The organism is Colwellia psychrerythraea (genome assembly GCF_000764185.1).
Lineage (GTDB): Bacteria > Pseudomonadota > Gammaproteobacteria > Enterobacterales > Alteromonadaceae > Colwellia > Colwellia psychrerythraea_B.
In genome coordinates, this window is record NZ_JQEC01000074.1 from 80892 (window position 1) to 107491 (window position 26600).

Sequence of the window (26600 nt, forward strand, 5' to 3'; positions counted from 1 at the left end):
CATGATGAGTCAATTAATGAACTGTTTAACTAACAGGTTCACCACAATAATAGTGAGTTTTAAGCATAAAAAACGTACCCTTTTATGGGGGCTTGTTGGCATACTTTCTTCTAGTTCTGCTTTTGCTATTTGGGGGCCTGCTATGTACGTAGGACCTGTACCTAATGTCGCTATGAAACATGGTTATGTTATGGCGCGTTCGGTTGTACTTGATCCTGCAACCAATCAACCTATTTTAGTGAATTACAATGAAGATGGCACTGAAGCTGGTGTGGTATCAGTAGGTGGCGGAAATAATGTAACTGAACTATCAATTATGTCTGCAGCCGCTTTTTTTGCCGAGCAACAGCGCATAGAAGTATTTAAGCTGCAATACAAAGACACACTGGCCAAAGGTGCACAATTAATGTCGCGTGATGCCTTTTTATCGGCCAGTTTTAAGACGGCCGACAATATCACCATTATTTCGTCCCCTGGTTTATCTAGTAATATAAACAGTGTGTTAGTAAGAGGGCAAAGTGATCGCATATTACCTGACCCTAATCAATTAGCCTTGCTTAAGCTTTCATTTGACCATACCACTGCTCAGGTGGCTGATGACTCAGTATCGCTTGTCGTCAGTCCTGAAGGAAATATTCTTGCGCAATCAAATAAACATATAGGTTATCGTACCGGATTTTTTGGCAAGCCCAATGAAGCACAAACAGGAAAAAGCCACGGCAGCGTAGATCGTGATGAAACGGTATTTGGCCCAGTACCCGGTGTCAAAGTTAACGTAGATGAATTTGCTTATATAGGCGGGGTTGATGTAACGGATAGAAACGGAAAATATGGTTTTTCATTTTTCATGCCTATATGCCCTATTGGGGGATTTGAATTTACCACCAACGTATGGTCCGAACTTCATTATACCAATTTACTACCCATGGGCAGTCCTGTACGATCGTACTTTTTACAAACACCAGGCTACGACTATTGTTATGCCGATTTAGTGCCTGTTATGTTAGTACCAGCAGTTATTGGTATTTTAGCCAGTATATCGACGCCCTTTTATCAAAGTAACCTCTATGCTGATGTGATGTTCCTCACAGGGGTGATGTATATTAGCAACCAACATGGCTTTGATGTGCCCATTGGTGAAACAACACATACCTCTTTTAGTGAAGAGGCCGATGACCGCTTACAGCACTTTTATGATTTTAATGGTGACGGACAGGCGGATAGTGTAGTTCAAGGTCACTTGGTAACAAAAGCCAATGCAGATGGCGATGATGAAGAGGTTTTTGAAGCCAATGCCGATGGTGATTTACAAGGACTTTATTTTCAAACACCTGAAGCAGGGGAAGCACCTGATTTACTACGTGTTATTGACCAAGAGGTTCGTAAAGCCTCTGTTGGTTTGTTAGAGAGTATTAGTACTGCTGATTTACGGAATACCGACGTGCTCTTTTTTAGAGAGTCGACCGGGCAATTAATCATGGAACGAAACGGCTTAAAAGAAGCTGAGGTTAGAGGCGGTGAAGTACAGCTAGATGAAGAAACGCAACTTGTTGGCTACCGAGTTATGCTGCGCGGCCCTAGAGATTGGGGCCTGAATATAGGTGGCGGAGTAGGCTATAAAGGACGAAAATCAAACTATGAAGAATGGGCGACTGATTATCAATTAACCGAGCCGTTTCAACAGAAAAAGTCTGACTACATTCGTGAAGGCGAGTACATTAAAATTGTTGCCATTAACCGCGCTACGGGTTACATGGGCACCGCCAAAGCGCAAATAAATAGAACATATTCAGGAAGCCTGACCGTATTAGCACCACCTATTGTTTTAAGACCACCTAATTTAAAAATATGGGCAGAACGAAAATACGATGTTGAAAAAGGCCTGACAAAAGGTGAAGAACGCACCTATACCATTGGTACTGAAGGTGCAGCCTTAACCAGTGATACCACTATCACCATTTATACCGAATGGCTCGATGAATACGGAAACCCCCTACCAGAGGAGCTTGGCTTAGATGATGGCGAGCAGTATGGTTTTACTGGACGCTTGGCAAAAGTTGTTGGAGCAAACCAATTACAGGGCGTTGGCGCAGGTAATGACTTAGCCTCTTTTGCGATAGCACCAGGCAGAAAAACACAAGTTATCAATGTAGGTAGTAATCTAAGCACTGCTGAGCACTACTATGTGCATGTTATTGGCAAGGGTAAAGATCAAGAGTGTGGTAGTGGCGGTAGTTGCCCAAGCTTTACTGAACCTGGTTTCACCGCACCTTATGACAGCAGACCTAACCTGTTAGTGCCTTTCTTAGTGCCACTTCCCGATGAAGACCTAACTTGGCTAACCTACCATGTATATCGTGGTTTACTCGCTGATGACACTATTACCGACAAACCTAATAAACCGTTGCCAGCTTATAGTTGGGCGTATCGTCCAGAGTATCAATTCAGCCAATTCGGCTTAGAAATGCAATCAATTACCGCAACCGATGACAATGGCACAACAACGGGCTCTAATATCCTAAATAGTGACAATCCGATTATAACCATTAGCGATGACTACATCACAGCGTTGTACTCTTTAATTAGTAGTAACTATGACAGATTAACCGCGATAGACGGCCCACAACAATTAGTCTTAGCACTAGGTCAAGAAGAGCAAATTATTACCATCGGTGAAGATAACAGCATTTCCTTCAGCAATATCGAGCATTTAGCAAACTTAGATCCAGAAGACTTTTTAACTATGCGATTATACAGTAATAATGATGCCAGTAATATATTGTGGGAGTATGCTTTTTTAACCAATGACTTAGATATCGATTCAGACAATAACAATGGTTTTGGTAAGCCAGACTTATCTGCGGCTGAAGAACGTATTGAGTCAAAGTTTAATGATGAAGATAAACCAGGGAAACTAATTTTTGTTGATGCAAGTATTGAAAATGAAGGAGGTAATGATAATACTTTACCAGGCTTTGCTAACTATAACGCAATAGAACAAACCACTTTTGTACCTCTAGTTATTCATGTCAACCTTGGAGAAGAGGGGGGGCGTGATAATACGTTCTTACAACTTTCTTATTATGCTTCTGTACCAGAAAGCCAAGCAAAGTTCGAATATCACTTTTATGATGAAGATGCCAAAAACGATGGTGATGAAGAGTCAGACAAAGACAAAAAACAATACATTCCAAGTAAGGGGGTATTGAGAGTTTGGACTAAAAAGTCAACAAAAGACAGAAACCACTTATCTGTCACTGAGGCTGGTGACTTTGTGCCAACAGGTACCCTGATTCCTTTAAGTAAGTTACCTGAATTGACTGATGACAAGTTAACCTTGTATGTTGAAGTCGTCGGTATTAGTGAAATACCCGGAAATTACTTAATTCAAGCTAAGGTTGAAAGCCTATAACGCCTCTAATCAATGTGTTATTTGTCACTTGAATTTATGATGGAGATGATTTGAATATTAAAATTAAAAGGAAGTGTCCTATGAAAAAACTAGCAAAATATTATCTAGGTGCATTAATGCTCTGTAGCTTAATACTTTCACCATTAGCTTCGGCTACAGATGACCAAGCCGCGATAAACCGATTAGTGCAGTTAAGCACTATACCAACGCAAGCATCCATTGATGAAGTAATTGCTTTAGCTAGTGAAGGTAGCACTAATGTAATGCGGCAACAGTTTGTTTTTACTGCGTTGATACGCATTGGACCTTCGGTCAGTGGTGACTCTTATGCTAAAGGAATTTTGGATACAGGTACGGCAAGTGCTAAAAACCTACAAGGTGCGCTAGCTTATTTATCCAGCCACCCTGAGAGCTGGATGATTCCTTATGTGGCAACCTATATTCAACCAAGCCAAGCGGGTATCATTCGTTCAATGGCGGCTTATTTGGCCGGACGTCTAAATCTAACCGACCAAAAAAACAACATACTAACGGTAATGGCAGATACTACCATTGCGGACGACCGTATTCATGCAGCTTTAGGTTTGTCACATCTTATTACGGGCACTGAATTTAATACGGTTATTGACGGCTCTAGTATGCGAAGTTGGGATAAAAAACTCATACATCGTTACCATGTTTTTAATTGGGTAAGTAATGATGAAAAAGATAAGTTAGTGGGTACGCTATATCAACGCAGCGAAACATTTTTAGTACTTACAGCATATGAATATTTGCTAACGAACAATAAAATTGATTTACTAAAACGCCTTAAAATCATTAATGAAGACAATGGTAATGCTGCAATAACGTATCCTCCCATGCAAGCTATTGTACGCATGTTAGGTTATCAAATAAGTGGCACTTACGATGCTGCGAAAATTACTAAATCAGCATTAATGTAACAATAAATGCATCCTATGTAGCAGCAAGGTTTGTAACCTTTTTATTATAAGTTTATTAATTTTTCCGTCATGGCATTTATTATAGAAAAGAGAAGAGAATTCAATGACAAAAGCACAATATTCACACCGTAAGATATTAACAAAACTCACTGTACTGTTTTTACTTTTATCTATGGCCGGCTGTTCAGTAGTTTCGGGACGTTATGGTCCTTTTACCTTCACCGTGCAAACTCAAAGTGGTGCGAAAGTAGATGATATTATCGTTGGTTTGTCATTTAATCGCCCTAATTCACTTTTTCGCTCTAACCATACTTATAGAGAAAAACTCCTTGTTAACAGTGGTGAAAAAGTTACCTTGCCTCGCGGTTATGTGCTTGATACTGAGGATACCGGTATTGGCATGATCTTAAGTGTGCAACATATGGATTATTATCAGTATTCAACAGAATATGTCACCATTAATACTGCCGATAAAAATGTTATTATTGTTTTACCAGATCCTATTATTAAAAAAAATAAGGGGGTTACTGAAAAAGAGATTAAAAACGGAATGAAATGGGGGGCTAAAAGCCGATTAGAAGCAATACATAGACAACAAATCGCTCGTTTACATTCTATTTCACAACGTTATTTTGTTGCTTTGGTAAAATTAGGTCGAGAAGATTTGGTCGAAAAATATTTGACATTAAAAATGACAGCTATTTTTGGTGATAAGATGAATTCCTCTGAAGCTAAAGCAGTTGAACAACAAGTTAGAGAGGGTATTCGTGTACGTACTTAATAAGCAATTAAATAACTCGATAGTTAAAATACTACTAACCATCTTTGTTGCCAATATCTCTTTTGCAGCGTTGGCGCATGATACCAAAGTTACCCATCCGGTTATCACCCTTGAAGCTATTCGCCTACTTGAAAAACAAGATAAAGTTAAAGGTGAGTTTACTGAGCTTTACCGTATGACATCAGATGGACGGATACTTGACAGTGGTGAATTTCCTTTATTTTGGGGCGCATGGAATACAACAACGAATGGCCCTTGGTTATCGACTGCTGAGAATCAACGCATCTATCCTGATATGGCTGCGGCAAATGTCGATGAAGCCGATGGTTTTTGGCATGATTTAGTTACCACACCTTATGCTAATTTGCATGAAATTAATGATATGACGGTAATTAGTGGTGTCGTACGTGAAGATCACCCATTTACTAAGGTATTAAACCACTTTTATCATGCCTATAGTACAGCTCCATTAACAATACTGGGTAAAGAGCTTGGTGAAAATAGTAAAACTCGCGCATTATCTTTTTTAGTTCGTTCAGCTAACCAGTATGGTTATGAAATAGGTCATGATGTTAGTGATGATAACTGGGAAGACGACTGGTATGACATTGACGAAACGTTAAAAAATAATATTAGAGCAGCTAGCGTAAACCCCGACAAAGTGTATTTTTCCAAACATTTATCTTTTCAAACTTTTGGTGAAGCTTTGCATCATGTGGAAGATATGAGTTCAATTGCCCACGTACAAAACGATGGTCATCTGGTTTTTTCTGATGATGAGCTAGATGACTACGAAGGGCATTATTTACCAAATAAAATTTTTCAATTTTATGGTACCGGACCTGACGATGCTCCGACCACTAATGATAGTAATTGGTTTTTAAATGCGGGTAGTGCCGCGGCTACGGTAAACACCGTAAAAGATATTTGGCCAGATAAACAAAGTACCATTAAATGGACAAGCAATAGTTTGGCGCATAAAGTCTACAATGCCTCTGTTTTTCAAGGTGTTTTACAACCTGATGGTATAAATACACCAACGAGTGATGAGATTGAGTCGGGTGGTGAACTTGCTGATATGTTTCAGTATAAAGAGTTAGATGAAAATGGTATTACGAAAAATAAAGGGCTGTACCATGACAACCGTTCGTTTTATGAGTTTGCCGTATGGACTATTGAAGGTGTAGGTAATTATCACTATAAAACTTTTTGGTGGTCTAATAATGATTGGTGGCCAACGGAGAGGTTTGATGGCCCCGCCGGTTATTATTATCTCGAGCAAAAAACGGGTGACTCTTTTCGAGGAGACGAAAGTGACTTTGCCGTTACTCATAACGGAATACGGGCTGAATTAACTCAAGAATATAGTAAAGATAATAATGCTCTTAATGGTAATACTGAAAAAAATAAACTGCTGACTAAATTTGGCCAACAATTGGTGCCCTTAGCTATTCAGTATTCAGCTGGCTTTTCAGCTTACTGGTATAACACTATTAATTCACCTCCATATTTGAAGGCACTGAAGGTTAAGCAACAAGTTATTAAAGTTAAACAAGCCGATGATACTTTGGCTGATTATGAATTTACTGCTTATGATGCGCGTTGGAAAAATGGTCATGCGTTTTTAGCTAATACTCAAGATAGTATAGATACGTCGGTGGGTTATGTATCACAAGCACTATTTACTGCGAAACGAAAACTGAATCGTGAAATCCCCACTGCACCGTTATATCATAATCAAGACATTGATATTTATTTAACTTTCAGTGAGCCGATTAAATCACCGCAGGAAGGTAATAGTGGTTTTGAAATAGGTTTAAAACTTGAATCAGCGCTAAGAAATGGTGAAATATCTGAATCCGCGTCTATTAAAATGCTAAATAAGGCTGACCTTGTATTTATTGATTTAGATGACTCAAGTAACCCTAAAGTACTCGCCATTAGAGATGATTTTCCTGAGCTTGATGCTACAAATGTACACTTAAAAGGTAGTCGTTGGTTGGTTATTATTAAAAAGTCAGCCATTGAATCTATTGAACATTTATATGGTGCGGTACGTTTAGTGGTTAAAGCCAATGATAAGAATCTTCATAGTAGTATTGGAGGTGCAGACCTTGATGATAGACCAAGAACTCCTGCTCGAATTAAAGCCACATTATTAAATGCGGAACCGCACTATGCTTGGTATGATGGTAATATTGCATTAGATAGTATTTTCTCTGCAAGCAAGGACGCTAGTGGAAAGCCTATTACTAACAAACACTTTAAATATGACACTGGTAAAGGCGACCAAAACCATATTTTGTGGTTTAGTCCTCAAGTTACAGAAGACGACCTGACTGAACAAATCGAAAGAAATAAAAACCAAGGTTACGACGGCGTATCAGTTACAGGAATACCTAAAGAAGATAAAGATTAATCGAATTAATAACAATTGAAATTAACAACATCAAAATTAACAAGGACAGTCGCTTATCATTGAATAATACAAATCTCTAAATTATGATTAATACATAATCATAATTTAGAGATTTGTTATGACAACAGCAAGAAAGCAATTGATTAGCTTAGCTGATACACCTTATTATCACTGTATTTCTCGTTGTGTTCGACGTGCCTTTTTGTGCGGTGAAGATAAAAATACAGGGCAGGATTTTGACCATCGGCGAGGTTAGGTAGTGGAAAATATTGGGACACCCAAACTTTATTGATTAAATCACAGCTCTTTATTGTGGTTGAATAACCACCAGTAAAGAGGTGTTCAATATGACTCAAGCACGTAGCAAACAAGTATCCCTTCAAGACACCCGTTATTATCACTTAATATCCCGTTGTGTTCGACGTGCCTATTTATGCGGCGAAGACAATCACACCAAGCAAAGCTTTGAACACCGCCGACAATGGATGGTTGAGCGTATTCGCTTTTTAATGTCTATTTTTGCTATAGATATAGCGGCTTATGCGGTTATGTCGAATCACTATCACCTTGTTGTGTATATTGATGAAAGCGAAGCACTGGCATGGAGTGACGATGAGGTTTGTCAGCGTTGGCAGCAGCTTTACCATAGCCATCCATTAGTTGAGCGATTACAAAAAAGTGAGAGCAGTTGCCAAGCTGAGATTGATAAAACGCAAAAGATTATCAATCAATGGCGAAGTCGCTTAAGTGATTTATCTTGGCTGATGCGTAACTTAAATGAACATATCGCCCTAAACAGCATCTCGCTGGTATTCGTGTGGGTAAAATTCATTGGTTTGTCGTTTCACAAGCTAGATTAACTTAATAAGTTCATGGTAACCTCAGCATATTTACTTTACATTGGTTGCGTATTAGGCGTGCTGTATTTTAATTAAAAATAGCCTTCACTAAACTATTAAAAGTTAAAAAATTATAAAATGACTATGTTATTAGAAAAAGAAGATTTAATTGCATTAAACCGTACAGGTGAAAATTTAAAAAGTGTTTTACGTCACTTAGTACATGAGTTTCCTCAGGCAGCACAAACCATTGCCGGCATGTCAAACTGGCTCGAATTTAATCGCTCTAATTGTCAACGTATTCTTAACGCTATTAATAAAAGCAAAGATGGAAAACAGGTACTATGCGACTTACCTGGCATCGCGGGTCTACAAGAATTTTTGACGCAAGTGAGTAAACAGTCATTAGAAACGCAGTTTATGTTAGAAGCGCGAAGCGCTGTAGCTGCCTTTGATAGCCAGCTAAAAAAATACGCACGCAGCCATGCAGAATTAAAACGTTTATTAAGTCATAAATCATCTATTACCATTGATAAAAATCAACTGAGTGCACAAGAAAAACGTGAACAGCATTATGTAGCGTCGAAACAACTGATTGGCTCGTCAATTGATACATTGTTTAGCTGTTACGTATTAAAAGAAAGTGATCAAAACAAAGAGTTTCTGCAAGAAGTCGCCATGATTTCTAAACAGAATATTGTTCGCTCAAAAGCTGCGCCACCCTTTGTACAGTTTTATACTCGTCCAAACCCTGACGGCTTTACTACACCAGAAAAAATTACTGCAGAATCACGCATAGAGCTGGGCCGATTTCATATCGGTGTGGTTGATGAATACTCGAGCGAAGGATTATTATCGGCCTACGCGAGTTATTCACCAAGTAATTCAGGCATTGTGTTTAATGATTTACCTGGCGTTAAAAGCTTTGATGCCACCTTTTTATTCTGTAACCCTGATGAATTGGCCAATCCTTTAGAACATGAGAGTAAATGCAGTTCAACCAGTATTTCTATAAAAAACCCAACCAAAAAGTTAGTGATGTTAGTTTTTCTTGAAAAGAAACTCGATATGCGTAGTACTGTTAATGTCGGCTGTTATTCGGGAAATCAAAAAGTAGAAGAGGGTAATTTGCGTTCTGATGACATGTGGACTGAACGTTTAGCTGAATTCCCTGAATTAAAAGTATTACACCCTGACTCCCCCGGCGCACAAGTCAACGGCACTATGGCTATTGGTGAAATGAGCGATTATTTATTTTCATTTGCTAACTTAGACAAAAAGAATTTTTCTTGTTATTTATTGGAAGTTGCCTACCCAATATGGTCGTCAACTTATCGTATTTATTTTGAGCATAGTCTTTGAGTGTAGTCTTTAAGCTTAACTAGGTAAATGAACTATGTAAGCGAGCTAGGTAAGCGAGCTAGGTAAGTAAGTATTGTAATCCGCGGTTAAAATTTAATAGTGAAATGGCGTCATAGAAGACGCCATTTTACTAAGTTATACAATGGTTGTTATAACGTGTTGATAGTTATAATACATTGATAAGTGAGACTTATTGGCAAGTTCCAGCTTTACTCCACACATTACTAAACACTGCTGGAGAAGCACCTGTTGACCACCAAATTGCGTCATACTTATGTCCGTTGTGGGATACTTTATCACCTACGGCATAAGAGGTAGAGACTGACCATGCAGCTAGCCCATCACAACCTTGGTTATTGCTATCATCACTTAGCGTCACTGTTTGGCTTGAACTATGGCTAAGTCCTTCAGCATCATAGACAGTTAAGCTTACTTGATAACTACCTGGTGCGTTATATGTGTAGCTTGGATTGTCATTTGTTGAAGAGCTGCCATCACCAAAGCTCCAGCTATAGCTGCTGACTGCTTTATCGTCAGTGGCTGTGTTGTTAAAACTCACAGATAATGCGGTTGCATTATAAGTAAAGCTAGAAACTGGTGCTTGGTTTTCATCAGGAATTGAAGTACCGTCACATTCAGCTAATTTTTTCCAAACATTACTATAAATTGCAGGAGAAGCGCCGGTAGACCACCAAGTTGACTCATACTCATAACCACCATGGCTGACTTTATCACCTATTTGGTAATTGGTACTTGCAGACCATGTTGGCGCACAGTCACCAATGATAATGCCATCTGCTACCGTTACTGTAGCCGTTTTACTATCAGTTAGACCTTGAGCGTCACTAACGGTTAAACTGACTTGGTAACTGCCATCTGCAGAATAGGTGTGACTAGGATTGCTCGCTGATGATGAACTGCCATCACCAAAGCTCCAATTATGACTTGTAACTGAGGTGTCATCAGTCGATTTATCGGTTAAGGTTACTGTTAAGCCATTAACATTCGAAGAAAAATCAGCCTCTGGTGCATAATTAGGTGGTGGGGTACCACAGACATTTTTTAAGTAACTGTCAGCATCTTTTGCTTTAACAATGCCATAGCCATAATAATTATCACGCCCACTGCTGCCTTTATCTTGTGCACTGGCGTTTAAGCCATTACGTAATTGTTGTACGGTACAGTTTGGGTTATTTCCCCATACTAATGCAGCAACGCCGGAAACATGTGGCGCTGCCATTGAGGTACCACTTAATGATTTATAACCGCCATCGTTATAGGTTGAATTTACTCCAACCCCAGGAGCGGCAATTTCCACTTGGCTGTTATATTGTGAAAAGTTAGCGACACTGCCTGAACTGTCAACTGCGGCTACTGACATAACCGATCCGTATGACGCTGGGTATGACATAGATGAGTTGCCATCATTGCCCGCGGCGGCAACATTTAATATGCCAGAAGCGAAGGCTGAATCAAAAGCCGTTTGCTCAGCTGTAGACGACGCACTACCACCTAAACTCATACTAATAACCGTTGCACCTGCCGCCTTACATTGGCTAACGGCCTCAATAAGATCAGAGCCATAAGCCCAGCTACCTGAATCGTTAAAGACTTTAACAATATGTAAACCTAATTTACCTGAAGGGTTAACACCGACAACACCTTGATTATTACTGCCAATTGCGGCAATGGTTCCAGCAACGTGTGTTCCATGGCCATTACCGTCGTTATACCAATTACCGGTATTGTTACTACCATAACCGTCATCACCTGTTACGCCTGAGCTAGGTAAGTCAGCATGGCTTAACGTATAGCCGGTATCCATAATACAGACTTTCTGGTTAACCGATCCCGAGTCTGACAATTGCAAAGCTTGAACCATAGTGATGCCATAAGGTGTACTTTCTGCCAATAGGTAACGTTTAGGATCAACTTCAATAGATTGAATTGACGTATCTTTTGCTAAGGCTGCTTGTTGACTTGGTGTTAGGATTACGGCCATTGCATTTGAGGCGGGCAAACGTTTGACAATTTGTGCATCAACATTAGCTGCAGCTTGATCAAATAATGCATTGACTTGTAGGCCTTGTGCAAAAGACATGCTCGCGTTACTTTTTAATGCTTTATCTGCCTTGAAGGTAACAATAAAGCGTTGTTCTTCTTTTATTATTGGTTGTGCATTTAAAGACAGAGTAACTAAAGGCAAGGCGATAGCCGCTGCTAACATTGATAATTTAAACTTTCCATTATTCATATTCTTCTCTCTATTTTAATAATTATTGTTTTTATTCGTTAAATTTTTATTCGTTAAAACAGACCACTTGTTAACATGGCGTTAAATAATATGACTAAAAAGTAACAGTAAGCAAGTAGGTATTTATTGTGTCTGAGAGTGTTTTTGTTTGGTATCTGAGATTTACCTTGGCTTTTTTTAGAACTGAATTGTCAGTTAGTACGAAAAAGTAGGTCATTTTACTCTATGAAAATTAATGATATTTCTTATCTGGTTAACCACTACAACTATAGATTTAGTAGTTTGCTTTTAGCCAAATATTGCCATAACGATATATCGGCTTTGGTTATATGTTATTTCTTAATGTTATATGTGTGGATGTAAGGGATAAAGGGTAAAGGATTAAGTGTTAGCATTATGGTTAATTGTTTTGATTGTGTAAGTAATTGTATTTAAGGTTGTTTATTTGAGTGGGTTATGTCGGTTCTACGGTTTATCCTTTATCGTGAACTCATTTTATTCTTCCCTAATTCCCTAAATACATGGCTAACCACCTAACTCCAATACGGTTTTAATTGTCTAACTCGCTAACATTTTTTAATGACATATGTATGACAATACAAATGACTAGGTTAACCTTTTGTTAACAAGTGTAAATTTTATGTTACGCATACATGCCTTTGTCTACTTGGTTTTGTTTGTTTTTTATTCTTTTTTTATAGTGGGATTGTCTGGAATGACCAGTTAGTTATTTTAATAAATGATTGAAATTCGATCAATCTAAGATAGTATTTGAGGTTCTGTGGTTTGGGTTAATTCCAAGCAGTAGCCATCGAGATATTAAAATAATTATAAAGAGACAGGTAACTATGAAAAATTTATTCAAAGAAAATAAACAAAGCAGAGCTATTTTATCACTCAGTGTATTAGCAACTACCTTAGCGTTATGTTCAACAAGTGTGCAAGCAAATGAAGTAACACCGCAAGTTGTTGGCGGTAGCGAAACTACGCCGTATTCACGTCCGTATCAAGTCGCCTTATTAATGAATGGTCGCCAAGGCTGTGGCGGTACATTAATCAGCAAAGACTGGGTGTTAACGGCTGGTCATTGTCTAGATAGTGCATCAACGAGTAACTTAACTGTAAAAATTGGCGCGCATAGCATGAGTGCTGGCGACGGCACTACACACAGTGTTAGCCAAATTATTTCTCATGAAAATTGGCGCGGAGCAAGCAATATTACCTCTGGTTACGATATCGCAGTATTGCGTTTAGCAACACCTGCTAGTAGTTCAATTACGCCAGCATCATTGCCAACCCAAGTTATTGCGGATCAAATTGCATCGGTTGGTCAATACGTAACAGTCTCTGGGTGGGGATTAACGTATGGCGGCAGTAGAACCCCAAGTGATAAGTTACGCGAAGTGGCTTTACCGGTAATTTCTAATTCGAGCTGTTCAAGTCAGTTGGGTGCAAATGTAGATAGTGGTGTTATTTGTGGTGGTGGTCCAAATGGTACTTCTGCATGTAATGGTGATAGTGGTGGCCCATATGCAATACAATCGGGTGGTAAATATTACAGTATTGGCACAGTAAGTTGGGGTAAAAATTGTGTCGGTGCAACAGCATTTACTCGCACAACCGCATATTTAGCTTGGATTGAGAGTAAAACGGGGGTTAAACCTGATGACGGTACTGTAATAGATGAAGCGCCTGAAGCGCGTTTTTCTTCTTCAGTAAATGGTAATACCGTGTCGTTTAGTAATAATTCAACTGATGATAAAGGTATTGCTAGTTCAAGCTGGAGTTTTGGTGATGCGACTTCAAGCTCAGCAACTAACCCTGTTCATACTTATGATAATGCGGGCAGTTACACTGTAACACTTACGGTAACTGATACAAAAGGTCAAACTGATTCAACAGCAGCAAGCGTTATTATTGCTGGTGATACGTGTCCATCATTAGCGACAAGTGAGCAGGCGTACCCAGCGTGGAGTGCTTCAGCAAGTTATACTATTGCTGATAAAGTGTCGCATCAAGGCATTAACTACGAAGCTACGTGGTGGTCTACCGGCGCTGTGCCAACCATTTATACTAATGTGTGGAAAGTTATTGGTGATGATGGCGGTGATGATCAATGTCCAGATGAGAATGAAGTACCAGTAGCAAGTTTCTCCGTTTCTACAAATGAGTTAACGGCGTCATTTAGTAATAGTTCATCAGATGATAAAGCGGTTGTTTCAAACAGCTGGAACTTTGGCGATGGTGTAACTTCTTCTACTGCTAACCCTACACATACGTATGCCGCTGATGGTAGTTACAACGTTGTCTTAACGGTAATGGACAGTGAAGGTCTATCAAATACGGTTAGCAAAGTAGTCGTTGTCAGTGGTGATGTTATTGTTGACCCAGGTTGTGATGGCATTTCTGCTTGGTCTTCATCAACCTCTTATGCGCTTGGCGATAAAGTGTCTTATAACGGTAAAAAATATGATGCTATTTGGTGGTCAACAGGTGCTTCTCCAGAAATTTTTAGTAATGTTTGGACATTTACAGGTGTTTGCCAGTAACACTGATTATTAAGTTCTTTATAAAATGGCGTCTTAATGACGCCATTTCTATATACTTTACAGGAGAGAAAACACTTCGATTCACAGTTAACTGTTTTAAATAAACCCTTCCTAAAGCATTCTATAATCCAGCTAACCCCTTGCATTGTATAGTGGCATGGGGATATTTCGTAAACTAATCTAGCGGTGCCAGCAGCGCTCCTAAAATATCATCGGTTAAACTCAGTTTTTTATCACTTACTTCTTCAGTTAACAATGCCTTGGCTAGCTCGGCCTTATTTTGCTGTATTTTCAGAATCTTTTCTTCGATTGAATTTTCAATAATGTACTTGTAAACAAATACTGGTTTGTCTTGGCCAATACGATAAGCTCTGTCTGTGGCTTGGTTTTCTACCGCTGGGTTCCACCAAGGGTCAAAATGAATAACTGTGTCGGCTGCGGTTAAGTTTAAACCTACACCACCTGCGCGTAAGCTAATTAAAAACACGGGCACATCACCACGTTGAAACTTATCAACGACCTCTTGTCGCTTAGTGGTTGCACCGGTTAATTTAACAAAACCAATATCCGCAGCTACTAGCTCCTCCTCTATCAAAGCAAGCATGCTGGTAAACTGCGAAAAGATTAATATTCTACGGCCTTCATCAATTTGCTCTGGCAGCGTTTCCATTAAATAATCAAGCTTGGCGGACTTGTTTACTTTTTTAGCGCCTTCAAGCGATAATAACTTAGGGTGGTTACATACTTGTCTTAATTTTAATAACGCATCTAAAACTTCTATCTGACTACGTTTTAAGCCTTTCTCAGCAATAATATCTTTTAAGCGACTATCCATGGCTAAACGCACTGACTCATATAACTCAGCTTGTTTACCTTCAATCCGTAAGGTTTGAATTATTATTGTTTTTGGTGGTAGCTCAGTGGCTATTTTGTCTTTAGTTCTACGTAAAATAAACGGTTTGATACGCTGATTTAATAACTGCTTACGCTCTTGCTCGCCATGTTTTTCTATAGGTGTTCTAAACAGCTTGGCAAATTGCCTTTGACCACCTAAAAAACCGGGCAGTAAAAAATTAAACTGTGCCCAAAACTCACCTAAATGATTCTCCATAGGTGTACCTGTTAAACACAATTTATGCTGCGCTTTGAGTGACTGAAACGCTTGGTATAATTTAGTTTTTGGATTCTTTATATAGTGAGCTTCATCAAGAATAAGATAATAAAATTTATGTTGACGATAAAGATCTAAATCTTTAGTGAGTAAGGCATAACTGGTAATAATTAAATCAACCGGATTTTTGACTTCTTCATTATCTTCAAGCCTTTGCAGGCAACCGAAGTGTTGATGACGTTTAGTACCGTGTAAGACTTGATAAGAAAGTTCAGGGGTAAATTTTTCAATTTCATTGGCCCAGTTAAAAATAACACTGGTGGGCGCAACAATTAATACCGGCTTAGTCAAACGGCCTTGCTGTTTTTCAATTAATAAATGTGCCAAGGTTTGAATGGTTTTACCTAAACCCATATCATCAGCCAAAATACCGTTTAATTGATACTCCCGCAAAAACTGTAACCAGTTGAGTCCTTGCTGCTGATAAGTTCTTAACGTCGCGTTTAAACCTGTCGGCAGTGCCACAGCGGTTATTTGTTGAAAGTCTCTCAGTTTATCAGCTAAGGCTCTTAACTTACTTGTGCCTGTTGCTATCATTCCTTGGTCATCTAACATCGATAACGTTTGATGTCCTTGAAAGCGCGATAGCTCCATGGTGCCATCTTTATTTAATGCGTTAGGCATAAATAGTTCAATAAACTGCTTTAATATTGGCTGTACGCTTTGATAACGCAAGGCAACAAATTCACCATGCTCTAAGTCAACATAAATAGGGGTGTTGGGCGAAATAAGGGGTTCTTTTTCGATAACTAAACCATCATCATCGACATTTTCGTGAGTGACTTGTTCAGGGTCAACCTTGTCTCTATCTAAGAGTGCCGATCGTGGTAATTGTTCAATAGCACCCAGCAAAATTGGAAAGGCGGGCATTTTTTTGCCATCAATGGTTAAGTTTAATCCTAACGAGAAAAAATCATGGTCATCGGTTTCAATCACTTCGGCATCAAATATACTATCGGTGACAAGCGATTTATAATAAAAAGCATCGGCAAAGCTGATATGCCAACCTAGCTCTTTAAGTAAGGGGATTTCTTGATCTAAAAACTGATGCCAAGCATAACGGCCTTGCAGCATCATGGAAAATTTAGGTGTTTTATCGGCAAGTGAAGCGCCTTTATTCAAAAGCTCAGCATTAATAAAAGCGTACCGCTTAGGTATAGGCACAATACTAAATTTTAAGCGGGTCAATTTATCAATAACCGCTTGCTCAAAGGTCAAGTCTCGATAAATCTTCCCTTCGTTTGATGCCTCAATTGAAGCCTCGTTTGAATTCTCACCCGAAATCGCACTTGGACTATCGTTTTCACCCTCACTATCACCATCATTAACAGATAAGGTTTCGGGTGTAATGGTAACACTCTCATTGTGCGGATTAACTAAATTTCCTTGATAGGAAAAATTAACCCTGACATTACCCGTTTGAGGATTTTTTTCTAGCGGCGTAGAAAAATATAAATGCACTTCGGGCTTGGTTAGATCTTGTGAGAACTGTGTTTTGGGTTTAGGTAAGCGTTGCACCGCATCACCTAACGACATAGACAGTTTATTCAATACCCAGGGCAGTTTATCTTCTTCAAAAATGGGGGCGTTGAGTAAATCGGCTTCAAAATCACAGCGAGTATTAGTATTAATTTGTCCAAAGCAATTTTTTTCTTCATCATAAAAACAAAGCGGTTGTGCTTTAATAATTTGAATACTGCTTGAGGGCTCATTGAAAACCAGCTGTAACGTATGTAAATTATTATCCAGTGCTATCCATTGCCACTCTGCTTCTATGGGCTCACTTAAGGTAATAGCTTGGTCTAAGTTGAATTTTGTATCCCAAAAACAGCGATTTGTTTTTATAATCTGTGCAAATAAATCAAAATATTTAATGTCATCGCCAAATTGGTTGGTACGCATTAGCTCGGTAATTACCGCCACATCCTCGTTAGTAGCATAGGCACTATTAATTAACGAACTGGTAGAATATTCACTGCCAAGGGAACTACTCCAGCCGCCACTTTTTTTGGCGCGGGTAGATTTTATCGCCAAAGTTAAATAATCGTCTTCGTTAAAACTGTTGGGTTTTAAAAAGAACAGTAACGATTTTTGCTGAGGATTGGGTTGATACCTACTGGGCTGAGCTTGAAAGTGGCTGAGCCATCTATCAATAATTCTTTCAGGGGTGGCAATACTGTTTCTATCAAAGTGTTCATGAATAAAACACTGTGCTAGGGCGGCACCATGTTTACAGTCACGGCCGACATAACAATCACAATAACTGGCAATACCATCATTTTTAATATTTAACACTAAACGCGTTAAGTAACTTGACTGATTAGAGCGCTCACTAAAAACGACACCACGAATTATTTCACCATCAAGGGCACAGGTTTTAATACCATCAGCCTGATAAATTCTAGCGCCTTTTTTCCACTCATTTTTAGTGAAATGTCGTTCAAGTAATGCAGGAGTAAAAGTGTTTTTGGCCATAAGTTCTTAATTAGTAAGCATTAAAGTTGGTTTTGTCGCTTAGGCAGCTTAGCGTGTTATTTGCTTTCAATAACATGATAAATATAAATTACCCTAATAATAGCTAAGGATACATCTGCGGGTAATGTTAATAGCGAGTCAGGTATTATTTTAGCCGAATAATAGCATAAAGGCTTATTTTTCATAAGGAGAACAGTGATTTTTTGTTTAATTAGTAATGCATTAATTTTTAATTAACTATTATATTAAACTTTGATTTGTATAAATTTTATCTCATCATTTATTGGCATGAATCAATAATTAGAGGATTGTCTTTATGTCAGAATAGAAAATAGCAGATATAAAAATACCTACACGAAATATAGGGTAAAATATAAACATTAATAACCTTGGTTTAACAGTGCTTAATTACTGTCAACCTTACTATTACGAGTTAAAGCTGGTTGACTCTCGTTTCACCAACCTAGGAATGTGCTTATAGTTATTATCTTGTTTTGTTTCTACTTGCTTGGCTGTTAACTCAAGCCCTATTTTGGCTGCTTGCATGGCCATTTCTTCAATGGGGTAATTTAGGGTACTCAATTTTGGTCTTGAATATCTTGACAGTAAAACATCATCAAAACCTAGTACTGAAATATCCAATGGCACTTTAAAACCATTATCTTCTAGGGTCGAAATTGCCCCTATTGCCATGGCATCGTTATAAACAAATAGTGCAGAAAATTGTTTTCCCGAGGCGAGTAGTTTCTGCGTGGCTATCTCTCCGCCTTGCAGAGTAGGCTCACCAAAAGAAATTAGCTCTGCTTCAATGTCAGTGCCTGCTGATTGCAGCTCACTTTGAAAGCCTTGTAACCGAAGCAGGGGATCGTCTATTTGATGTTTACTTGAAATGCAGGCAAATTTTTGATGGTTTAAAGCTAACAAATGGCGTGCGGCAATTTTTCCGCCTTCCAGATTATCTAGCCAAACACAGCGATGTGCTATCTCTTCGATATAGCGGTCAATAAGTACTAAACCAGAGACTTTATTGGCTAGGTCAATCAAAGTCTCATCAGCTAGTTTTTTGCTATGTACCACCATTACATCACATCGTCTTTCAATTAATAAATTGATGGCCTGTATTTCTGTTTCAGCACTTACCAAGCCAGTACTTAATAAAAGTTGCATGTTATTTTGGCGGGCCACTTGCTCAACACCATTAGCTAATGAGGCAAAAAAGGGGTCGATTAGATCAGGAATGACAACACCTAAAGTTGTACTCTTTTTCGTGACTAGTGCGCGGGCATTCGCATTTGGGGTGTAGTTTAAATCTTTCATCACCTTTAATACATTTTCAATAGTCTTTTTACTGACTTTTGGACCATTGTTTAATACACGAGAAACAGATGCTACTGAAACGCCAGCGATGCGAGCTACATCTTTTATTGTTGCCATAAGGGTAAATGTTTACATTGAGGATTTAGTTAATTGCAGAGCAAATATACACTAGTTAACGGCTAGCTATCAAGGTGCAGTCTGGTGATACCAAGTCCAATAAGTTTCTTCGCACTCAGCGAGAGTTAAAAGTTTTAGAGGCAAGGCACTGATCGCAGAGAATGGTTATTCCCTTCTCAAAATCAATAACGTAGCATATAAACCTTTTAAACTCGCCCTTTGGGAGCTTTCCAGCGATTCGATAACCGCGCAGAATTTCTTTTATATAGAATGACTATATACAAAAAAATTCTATTTATTCTCAAACCGCTGGTAAGCTCTGAGTGGGAACTAACGTAATGGACTTGGTATTTGGTTAACTCTTGCATAAAAAAGGGTAAACGTTTACCCTTGGTTTTTAATGTTCAAGAAATCACTGTTTAAAAAGATTATGACTATCGAATTTGACCCTACGGAACATCCACATAGACGATATAACCCACTTATTGATGAATGGGTATTAGTTTCACCTCACCGAGCAAAGCGACCTTGGCAAGGGCAGGTAGAAAAACTTGATGAGCAAGAAAAGTCTGCTTATGACAAAGAATGCTTTTTATGTGCCGGCAACACTCGCATCAATGGTGAAGTTAATGATGACTATAAAAATACTTTTGTTTTCACCAATGACTTTGCCGCGATAAAAAATGACACACCTATTGTGACCAGTGATGATCCGCTTTTTAAAATGGCAACAGAGCAGGGCGAGAGTAGAGTTATCTGTTTTTCTCCGGATCATAGTAAATCCATACCTGAGTTATCCATTAATGAAATTAACAAGGTTGTTAATGCTTGGCAAAGTCAATGTGAAGAATTGGGTCAACGTTATACCAGCGTGCAGGTCTTTGAAAATAAAGGCAGTGTTATGGGCTGTTCTAACCCACACCCTCATGGGCAAGTATGGGCACAACAACAATTGCCCACCTTGGTAATGAAAAAGCAAAATGCGCAGCAGGCTTATTTAGCAAAATATGGCAGTAATTTATTGCAAGATTATGTAACTAGAGAGATTGAAAACAAAGAGCGCATAGTGGTGATAAATGAAGATTGGTTGGTTGTGGTGCCGTACTGGGCAGCATGGCCGTTTGAAACCTTGCTAGTACCACGCTTTAAAGTATCAAGAATGACTGAATTGGATGCAACTAAGAAATTATCACTCGCAGATATTATTAAACAAATCACAATCAAATATGACAACTTATTTAACTGCTCATTCCCTTATTCAATGGGTTGGCACGGCGCACCTTTTGACAAGCAACAACATGATGAATGGACCTTACACGCCAGTTTCTTTCCGCCACTATTAAGATCGGCCACCGTGCGTAAATTTATGGTTGGATATGAAATGATGGCTGAAGCGCAGCGTGATTTGACTGCCGAGCAAGCAGCAAAAAGGCTGCGAGAGTTATCCGATGTTCATTATAAGGAGCAAGGTTAATGCCACAGCACCTTCAACCTCAAGTAGCTGAGATACAAAAAGATCTTGCACAAGAGCAACTTGTTAAGCAGTTATTTAAAGAACAATTTCAGAGTAACGAAGAGGTAATTTGTCACGCGCCAGGTCGAGTCAATTTAATTGGCGATCACACCGATTACAATAACGGCTTTGTTCTGCCCGCAGCGATTAATTATGGCACCACCATTGCGGTATCAAGACGAGCAGACAATACAGTTAAAGTGTACGCACATGATTGTGACCAGCAAACCAATAAGTTCAGTCTTGATGATATTTGCTTTGATCAACAAATGATGTGGAGCAATTATGTTAAAGGTACATTACAAGCGTTAATGAATAAGTACCCAAACATTAAAGGCGCAAACATAGTGGTTACTGGTAATGTTCCACAAGGTGCGGGTTTAAGCTCTTCAGCAAGTTTTGAAATAGTACTTTTGAAAGCGTTTTCTCAACTTTATAAATTAAATTTAGATGGTATTAATGCCGCGCTTATCGGTCAACAAGCAGAGAATAATTTTGTTGGTTGCAATTGTGGCATCATGGACCAACTTATCTCAGCCATGGGACAACAGGGTCATGCCATGTTACTTGACTGCCAAGACCTGTCTTTTGAAGACGCACCTATTCCTGATGATTTAACGTTGTTTATTGTTAATTCCAACGTAAAACGTGGCTTGGTTGATAGTGAATACAACTTAAGGCGTCAGCAATGTGAAGCTGTTGCTAAGTACTTTGCTGTTGCTACCTTACGTGATGTTACCTTAGCGCAATTAATGGCAGCAAAAGAACAAATTGAGCCCGTGTTATTTAAACGCGCTAAACATGTTATTACAGAAAATGCTCGTGTGCTTGCTAGTTTAGTTGCATTGAAAAACAATAATATGGCCGCGATTAGTCAATTAATGAAAGATTCTCATATTTCTTTACGTGATGACTTTGAAATCAGCACCAAGGAAATGGATGGCTTAGTTAACATTATTGATAGTGTATTAGGTGTTAACGGCGGCGTTAGAATGACAGGCGGCGGCTTTGGTGGTTGTGTGGTTGCCCTGGTACCTAAATCATTAGTTGCACAAGTAAAGAGTGTTGTTAACGACAACTATGAAAAGAGATTTAATTTAAAGCCGAACATTTATTTATGTGAAGCGACACAAGGTGCGTTTAGGTAATTAGCTAACCTAACCTAATATATTAGCCTTCAACTACAACGGGCTAAAGTGAACAACTGATGAAAATAATAATTATAACGATAAGGTGTACAAACAATGGAATTTACCAATAAATTGGGGACAATAGATAGCACCATCTTTATTGTCTATGTCATAGGGCTGCTTTGTCTTGCCTTGTGGGTTTCTCGTAATGAGAAAAAAGAAGGCGCAAATACTGAAGATTACTTTCTAGCGAGTAAGTCATTGCCTTGGTGGGCAATTGGCGCCTCTTTAATTGCCGCAAATATTTCCGCCGAACAAATTATTGGTATGTCAGGCTCAGGTTACGCTATTGGTTTAGCCATTGCGTCTTACGAGTGGATGGCGGCAATAACCTTGGTGTTGGTTGGTAAATATATGCTGCCTATTTTCTTAGAAAATAAAATATTCACCATGCCGCAATACCTTGAACAACGCTTTGATAATAAAGTTAAAACAACTATGGCTATTTTCTGGTTAGCGGTTTACACCTTTGTTAACTTAACCGCAGTGTTATGGTTAGGTGGCATGGCTATTGAAACCGTAGCCGGTGTTGACTGGATGTTTGGCATGATATTTTTAGCCGTATTCTCCGTTGCTTACTCATTATATGGAGGCTTAAAAGCGGTAGCTTTTACCGACATATTACAAGTTGTGTTATTAGTGTTTGGTGGTTTGTTATTAAGCTACTTAGCCTTAGATGCCGTTGCTGATGGACAAGGCGTTTTAGCTGGCTTTGGTATTCTTACTGAGCAAATGCCTGGGCATTTTGACATGATCTTAAGTACCGATAATGACCATTATATGAGCCTACCAGGTATTTCAGTACTAATTGGCGGTATGTGGGTAATGAATTTTAGTTACTGGGGTTTTAACCAATATATTATTCAGCGCGCATTAGCTGCTAAAGATCTTAAAGAAGCACAAAAAGGTATCGCTTTTGCAGCCTACTTGAAATTATTAATGCCACTTATTGTGGTATTGCCAGGCATTGCCGCGGTTGTACTTTATCCGACATTAACTACGCCAGACCAAGCTTATCCGTCAATGATGGCATTAATGCCTGTTGGTATTAAAGGTTTAGTATTTGCCGCCTTAGTCGCAGCGATTGTCTCTTCACTTGCTTCAATGACTAACAGTATCTCTACCATCTTTACTATGGATATTTATAGTCACTTTAAGCCGAATGAGAGCCAACGCCATTATGTTCATATTGGTCGTATTGCGGCGTTAGTTTCTCTATGTATAGCTCTTATTGTTGCCCAGCCATTATTGGGTAAATTTGACCAAGCGTTCCAGTATATTCAAGAGTTCACTGGCTTCTTTACCCCTGGTATTGTGGTGATCTTTGTTATGGGCATGTTTTGGAAACGCGCCACATCAATGGGTGCGCTATCGGCAGCGTTAGGCTCAGCGGTATTTTCGTTAGTGCTTAAATTTGCTTGGCCTGAATTGCCATTTATGGACCGTGTTGGTTTAGTATTTTTATTGTGTTTAGCGCTTTGTTATTTCGTATCTATTGCAGGTAAAGCAAATACCACCGATAGCAGTGTGAGCCTAGAGCAAGTGAGCTTTGCAACAACTAAGTCATTTAATGTTGCAGCAGTTGGCGTAGTACTCATTCTTACAGCTTTATATGCCACTTGGTGGTAACTAGCTTATATGGCACAAAGTAGTAAAAAATATAATTAATAGTGGCCAATTTATTGGCCCTTTTATTTTTAAAAATGAAAGTATAGCTCCGATAATAGCGGCTCAGCTTTTGCTATTGATGGACCGTTTCAGCAGGTAATAACTGATACCTTGTGCTGGCAGTTGAACAATCTAAATGGATTTTTAGTCTAATGATAAATTTGGCAACAGAACAAGAAGCAGAATTAGCAATAGAATTGGTATCCGAATTGCCATCAGGATTACCGTCAGAGTTGTCTTTAGAAATACCGTCTGCATTAGTAAGCAAAATGGAAACAATTGTATTAACTAATAACAGTGATATGTCTGTTGAAATAATTAACTTTGGTGCGCGCATTAAGTCAGTTAAGTTTCCGGTGCATGGCCAACCGACAGAAATGGCGCTAGGTTATGCATCTCCAACCGATTACTTAACGGATGAATTTTATTTAGGCGCAACATGTGGCCGGGTATGTAATCGTATTGCTGGCGGCAAGTTTAAAATTGAAGGCCGTCACTACCAGTTACCCTTAAATGATGGGATGAATTGTTTACACGGTGGAGCGGATAATTTCTCTTTACGTTATTGGCAAGTATGTAAGCAGACACTTACTAATAGCTCTGTTACTTTATTGCTGGTTTCCCCTAATGGCGATCAAGGCTTTCCTGGGGAACTCAATTTATCTATTACATATCAATTAAGTGAGGATAATAAACTAAGCATACAATACTCGGCCAATACCGATTTAGCCACGCCAATTAACTTAACCAATCACGCATACTTTAATTTGGGTGAAAAAGACTGCCAATCATTATATTTACAACTAATGTCTTCAACATTGCTTGAAACCGACGCCGCCAATATACCTACGGGCAATATTCTCTCGGTAGCAAAAAGTGATTATAATTTTAGAGAGCCTGCGGCTATCGGCTTTCGGCAACAAAATAGTGTCAATGAATCCCTTAAAAATAAAAATGGCTACGACCATTGTTTTGTTTTAGACAATACGCCGTTCAATCAGCCTAAAGCAGTACTTACGTCACTAAAAAATCAAATCAGCTTATCTGTATATACCGATCAACCAGCAATACAGCTTTACACTGGCTTCTACTTAAGTGGCCAATTTAGCGCATACCAAGGTTTGTGTTTAGAAGCACAAAATTATACCGATGCTGAAAACAATGAACATTTCCCCAGTAATATATTGCAGCCAAACCAGCAATATCAACGAAAAATAATTTATCAATTTGAATCAATAAATTAACCAATGCTGATATAGCCATGCATGTTATGAAATACGTTTTTCGTGGTGTTGTTTTTAGGTATTATTTTTAGGTGTGGATTTATGAAGGATTTGCTAATTAACTCTGTCGAGTCGCAGGGGATTACTCGCTAATATAAAACATACTTATCGATTATTTGTTGATATTCGCCACTCGCTTTTATTGAGTGTAATGTTTTATTAAATTGCTCTAATAGCCCTATATATTCTGAATCCTTACGGATTAAAAGGCATAACGGCACAGTATATAGAACATTATCTCCGTGCTTAATATTTAATAAATGTTGTTCCAACTTAGGTGTTATTTGTATCTGTTTTTTTACATGTGCTTTGATTGAGAGGTTATCATCTAAAAATATATCCCCTCTGTTTAGCGCTAACATACCAACAGCACTGGTGTAATTTGGTGCCCATATCACCTTAAACTGTTTAAGATTTTCTTCTGCCCAGCCATCTCCTTGATAGTCTATCATTTGGAAAGGCTGCAATTGCTTAATGTTGTTAATTGCTAGTATTTGTTCTCGTTTGGGATTGTCATTATTGTAATGAACGGTAAAATCGAGCCTGATTATAGGCTCACTGGCAACCAAAAAAACTAACCTGTTAGGCGTTGGAATTGTTACCAATGCATCAGCAAGGCCGCTAGATACTATTTTTTGTGCTCTTCGCCATGGAAATAGTTCATATTTAAGATCTTGCTCCATTTTAGAAAATATACTGACCAGCAAATCATAAACTATACCAGCCTTTCTACCTTCACTGTCTATATAGACATAAGGCGCAAAATCTTGATCGTCAGCCAAATAAAATGGCTTATTATCCGCCAATACTGTTGGCGTTAGTAAAGTCAGTAAAGTGCAATAAATTAATATTTTCATTTTAATTTTCATTTTAAAAGTATAGTTCTAAACTTTGCAGAAAACACTCATGAAATCATCGCGTGTAGGCCAAAATGTACTAGAAAAATTGAAGTATAAAAACAACGTTTAACTTGAACCATTGATTTATAAGTAACGCTAGTAGAATTTTTTTGTGCTAAAACTCAAAACATACTAGCTTTAACCAAGGTCAGGCTTTTACATCTTTTTTATCTGAGAGGGACAGCTTTATGATTAGCTGATACTGTTGGCATGCCGCCAATACACAGGGAAGAATGTAGAGTAATTACCGCTATTAGCCATTGAAATGGTATTATTACAGTTAATGGTAATTTTGCTTTGGCTTTCATTAGTTACAGGTATTTAATTACTAGCAACAATTACTGACATAAATAGGCTCATGCTTATTATATTAATAGTGAGTAATTGTTGTTCTGATAAGACAAATA

The 26600-nt window shown here is 38.6% G+C and carries 16 protein-coding genes; 12 read left to right on the plus strand and 4 right to left on the minus strand.

Annotated elements, in window-relative coordinates; genetic code table 11:
• Position 1: 1 nt before the first annotated feature.
• The 7 genes from GAB14E_RS00860 (at position 2) to GAB14E_RS00835 (ending at position 9757) form a co-directional block, all read left to right on the plus strand.
• Positions 2-3412, plus strand: a complete 3411-nt coding sequence (locus GAB14E_RS00860) for a hypothetical protein (RefSeq protein WP_156115810.1) — start codon at positions 2-4, stop codon at positions 3410-3412.
• An 80-nt stretch (positions 3413-3492) separates the two neighbouring features.
• Positions 3493-4356 carry a hypothetical protein gene (locus GAB14E_RS00855; RefSeq protein ID WP_033084535.1) on the plus strand — a complete coding sequence of 288 codons (864 nt, stop codon included), beginning with the start codon at positions 3493-3495 and terminating at the stop codon, positions 4354-4356.
• Positions 4357-4459: 103 nt separating this feature from the next.
• Positions 4460-5137, plus strand: coding sequence for a hypothetical protein (locus GAB14E_RS00850; RefSeq protein WP_033084536.1), 678 nt, complete (start codon positions 4460-4462; stop codon positions 5135-5137).
• The gene (locus tag GAB14E_RS00845) at positions 5124-7556 is read left to right on the plus strand and encodes a hypothetical protein (RefSeq protein ID WP_033084537.1); all 2433 of its coding nucleotides are present in this window, start codon (positions 5124-5126) and stop codon (positions 7554-7556) included. The genes GAB14E_RS00850 and GAB14E_RS00845 overlap by 14 nt, the downstream gene beginning before the upstream one ends.
• Positions 7557-7674: 118 nt before the next feature.
• The gene (locus GAB14E_RS24990; protein ID WP_231562131.1) at positions 7675-7812 is read left to right on the plus strand and encodes a hypothetical protein; all 138 of its coding nucleotides are present in this window, start codon (positions 7675-7677) and stop codon (positions 7810-7812) included.
• A gap of 91 nt (positions 7813-7903) precedes the next feature.
• Positions 7904-8416, plus strand: a complete 513-nt coding sequence (locus GAB14E_RS00840; RefSeq protein WP_052094137.1) for a transposase — start codon at positions 7904-7906, stop codon at positions 8414-8416.
• 117 nt (positions 8417-8533) lie between these two features.
• A complete protein-coding gene (locus GAB14E_RS00835) occupies positions 8534-9757 on the plus strand; it encodes a hypothetical protein (protein WP_033084538.1) in 1224 nt (407 codons plus the stop codon).
• Between the two features lie 190 nt (positions 9758-9947).
• Here GAB14E_RS00835 and GAB14E_RS00830 read toward each other — a convergent pair whose 3' ends face one another.
• A complete protein-coding gene (locus GAB14E_RS00830; RefSeq protein WP_033084539.1) occupies positions 9948-12011 on the minus strand; it encodes a S8 family serine peptidase in 2064 nt (687 codons plus the stop codon).
• Positions 12012-12859: 848 nt separating this feature from the next.
• Between GAB14E_RS00830 and GAB14E_RS24320 the strand changes: the two genes are divergently transcribed.
• On the plus strand, positions 12860-14560 hold the full coding sequence (locus GAB14E_RS24320; protein ID WP_052094139.1) for a trypsin-like serine protease: 1701 nt from the start codon (positions 12860-12862) through the stop codon (positions 14558-14560).
• A 175-nt stretch (positions 14561-14735) separates the two neighbouring features.
• On the opposite strand, the gene GAB14E_RS00820 is transcribed toward GAB14E_RS24320, so the two are convergent.
• Complete coding sequence (locus tag GAB14E_RS00820) at positions 14736-18206, minus strand: DEAD/DEAH box helicase (protein WP_033084540.1); 3471 nt, start codon at positions 18204-18206, stop codon at positions 14736-14738.
• A 426-nt stretch (positions 18207-18632) separates the two neighbouring features.
• Complete coding sequence (locus GAB14E_RS00815) at positions 18633-19640, minus strand: LacI family DNA-binding transcriptional regulator (RefSeq protein WP_033084541.1); 1008 nt, start codon at positions 19638-19640, stop codon at positions 18633-18635.
• Positions 19641-20070: 430 nt separating this feature from the next.
• Here GAB14E_RS00815 and GAB14E_RS00810 point away from each other — a divergent pair, with 430 nt between their 5' ends.
• From GAB14E_RS00810 to GAB14E_RS00795, 4 genes are all read left to right on the plus strand, one after another.
• Positions 20071-21114: a UDP-glucose--hexose-1-phosphate uridylyltransferase gene (locus GAB14E_RS00810; RefSeq protein WP_033084542.1), complete on the plus strand. Its 1044-nt coding sequence runs from the start codon at positions 20071-20073 to the stop codon at positions 21112-21114.
• Positions 21114-22301 carry a galactokinase gene (galK, locus tag GAB14E_RS00805; protein WP_052094140.1) on the plus strand — a complete coding sequence of 396 codons (1188 nt, stop codon included), beginning with the start codon at positions 21114-21116 and terminating at the stop codon, positions 22299-22301. Before GAB14E_RS00810 ends, galK begins: the two co-directional genes overlap by 1 nt.
• 96 nt (positions 22302-22397) lie before the next feature.
• Complete coding sequence (locus GAB14E_RS00800) at positions 22398-23972, plus strand: sodium/sugar symporter (protein ID WP_033084543.1); 1575 nt, start codon at positions 22398-22400, stop codon at positions 23970-23972.
• A gap of 191 nt (positions 23973-24163) precedes the next feature.
• On the plus strand, positions 24164-25255 hold the full coding sequence (locus tag GAB14E_RS00795; protein WP_081967927.1) for an aldose epimerase family protein: 1092 nt from the start codon (positions 24164-24166) through the stop codon (positions 25253-25255).
• Positions 25256-25383: 128 nt separating this feature from the next.
• Here GAB14E_RS00795 and GAB14E_RS00790 read toward each other — a convergent pair whose 3' ends face one another.
• Positions 25384-26151 (minus strand): substrate-binding periplasmic protein, encoded by a 768-nt coding sequence (locus tag GAB14E_RS00790; RefSeq protein WP_197061258.1) that lies wholly within the window; start codon positions 26149-26151, stop codon positions 25384-25386.
• Between the last annotated feature and the right edge of the window lie 449 nt (positions 26152-26600).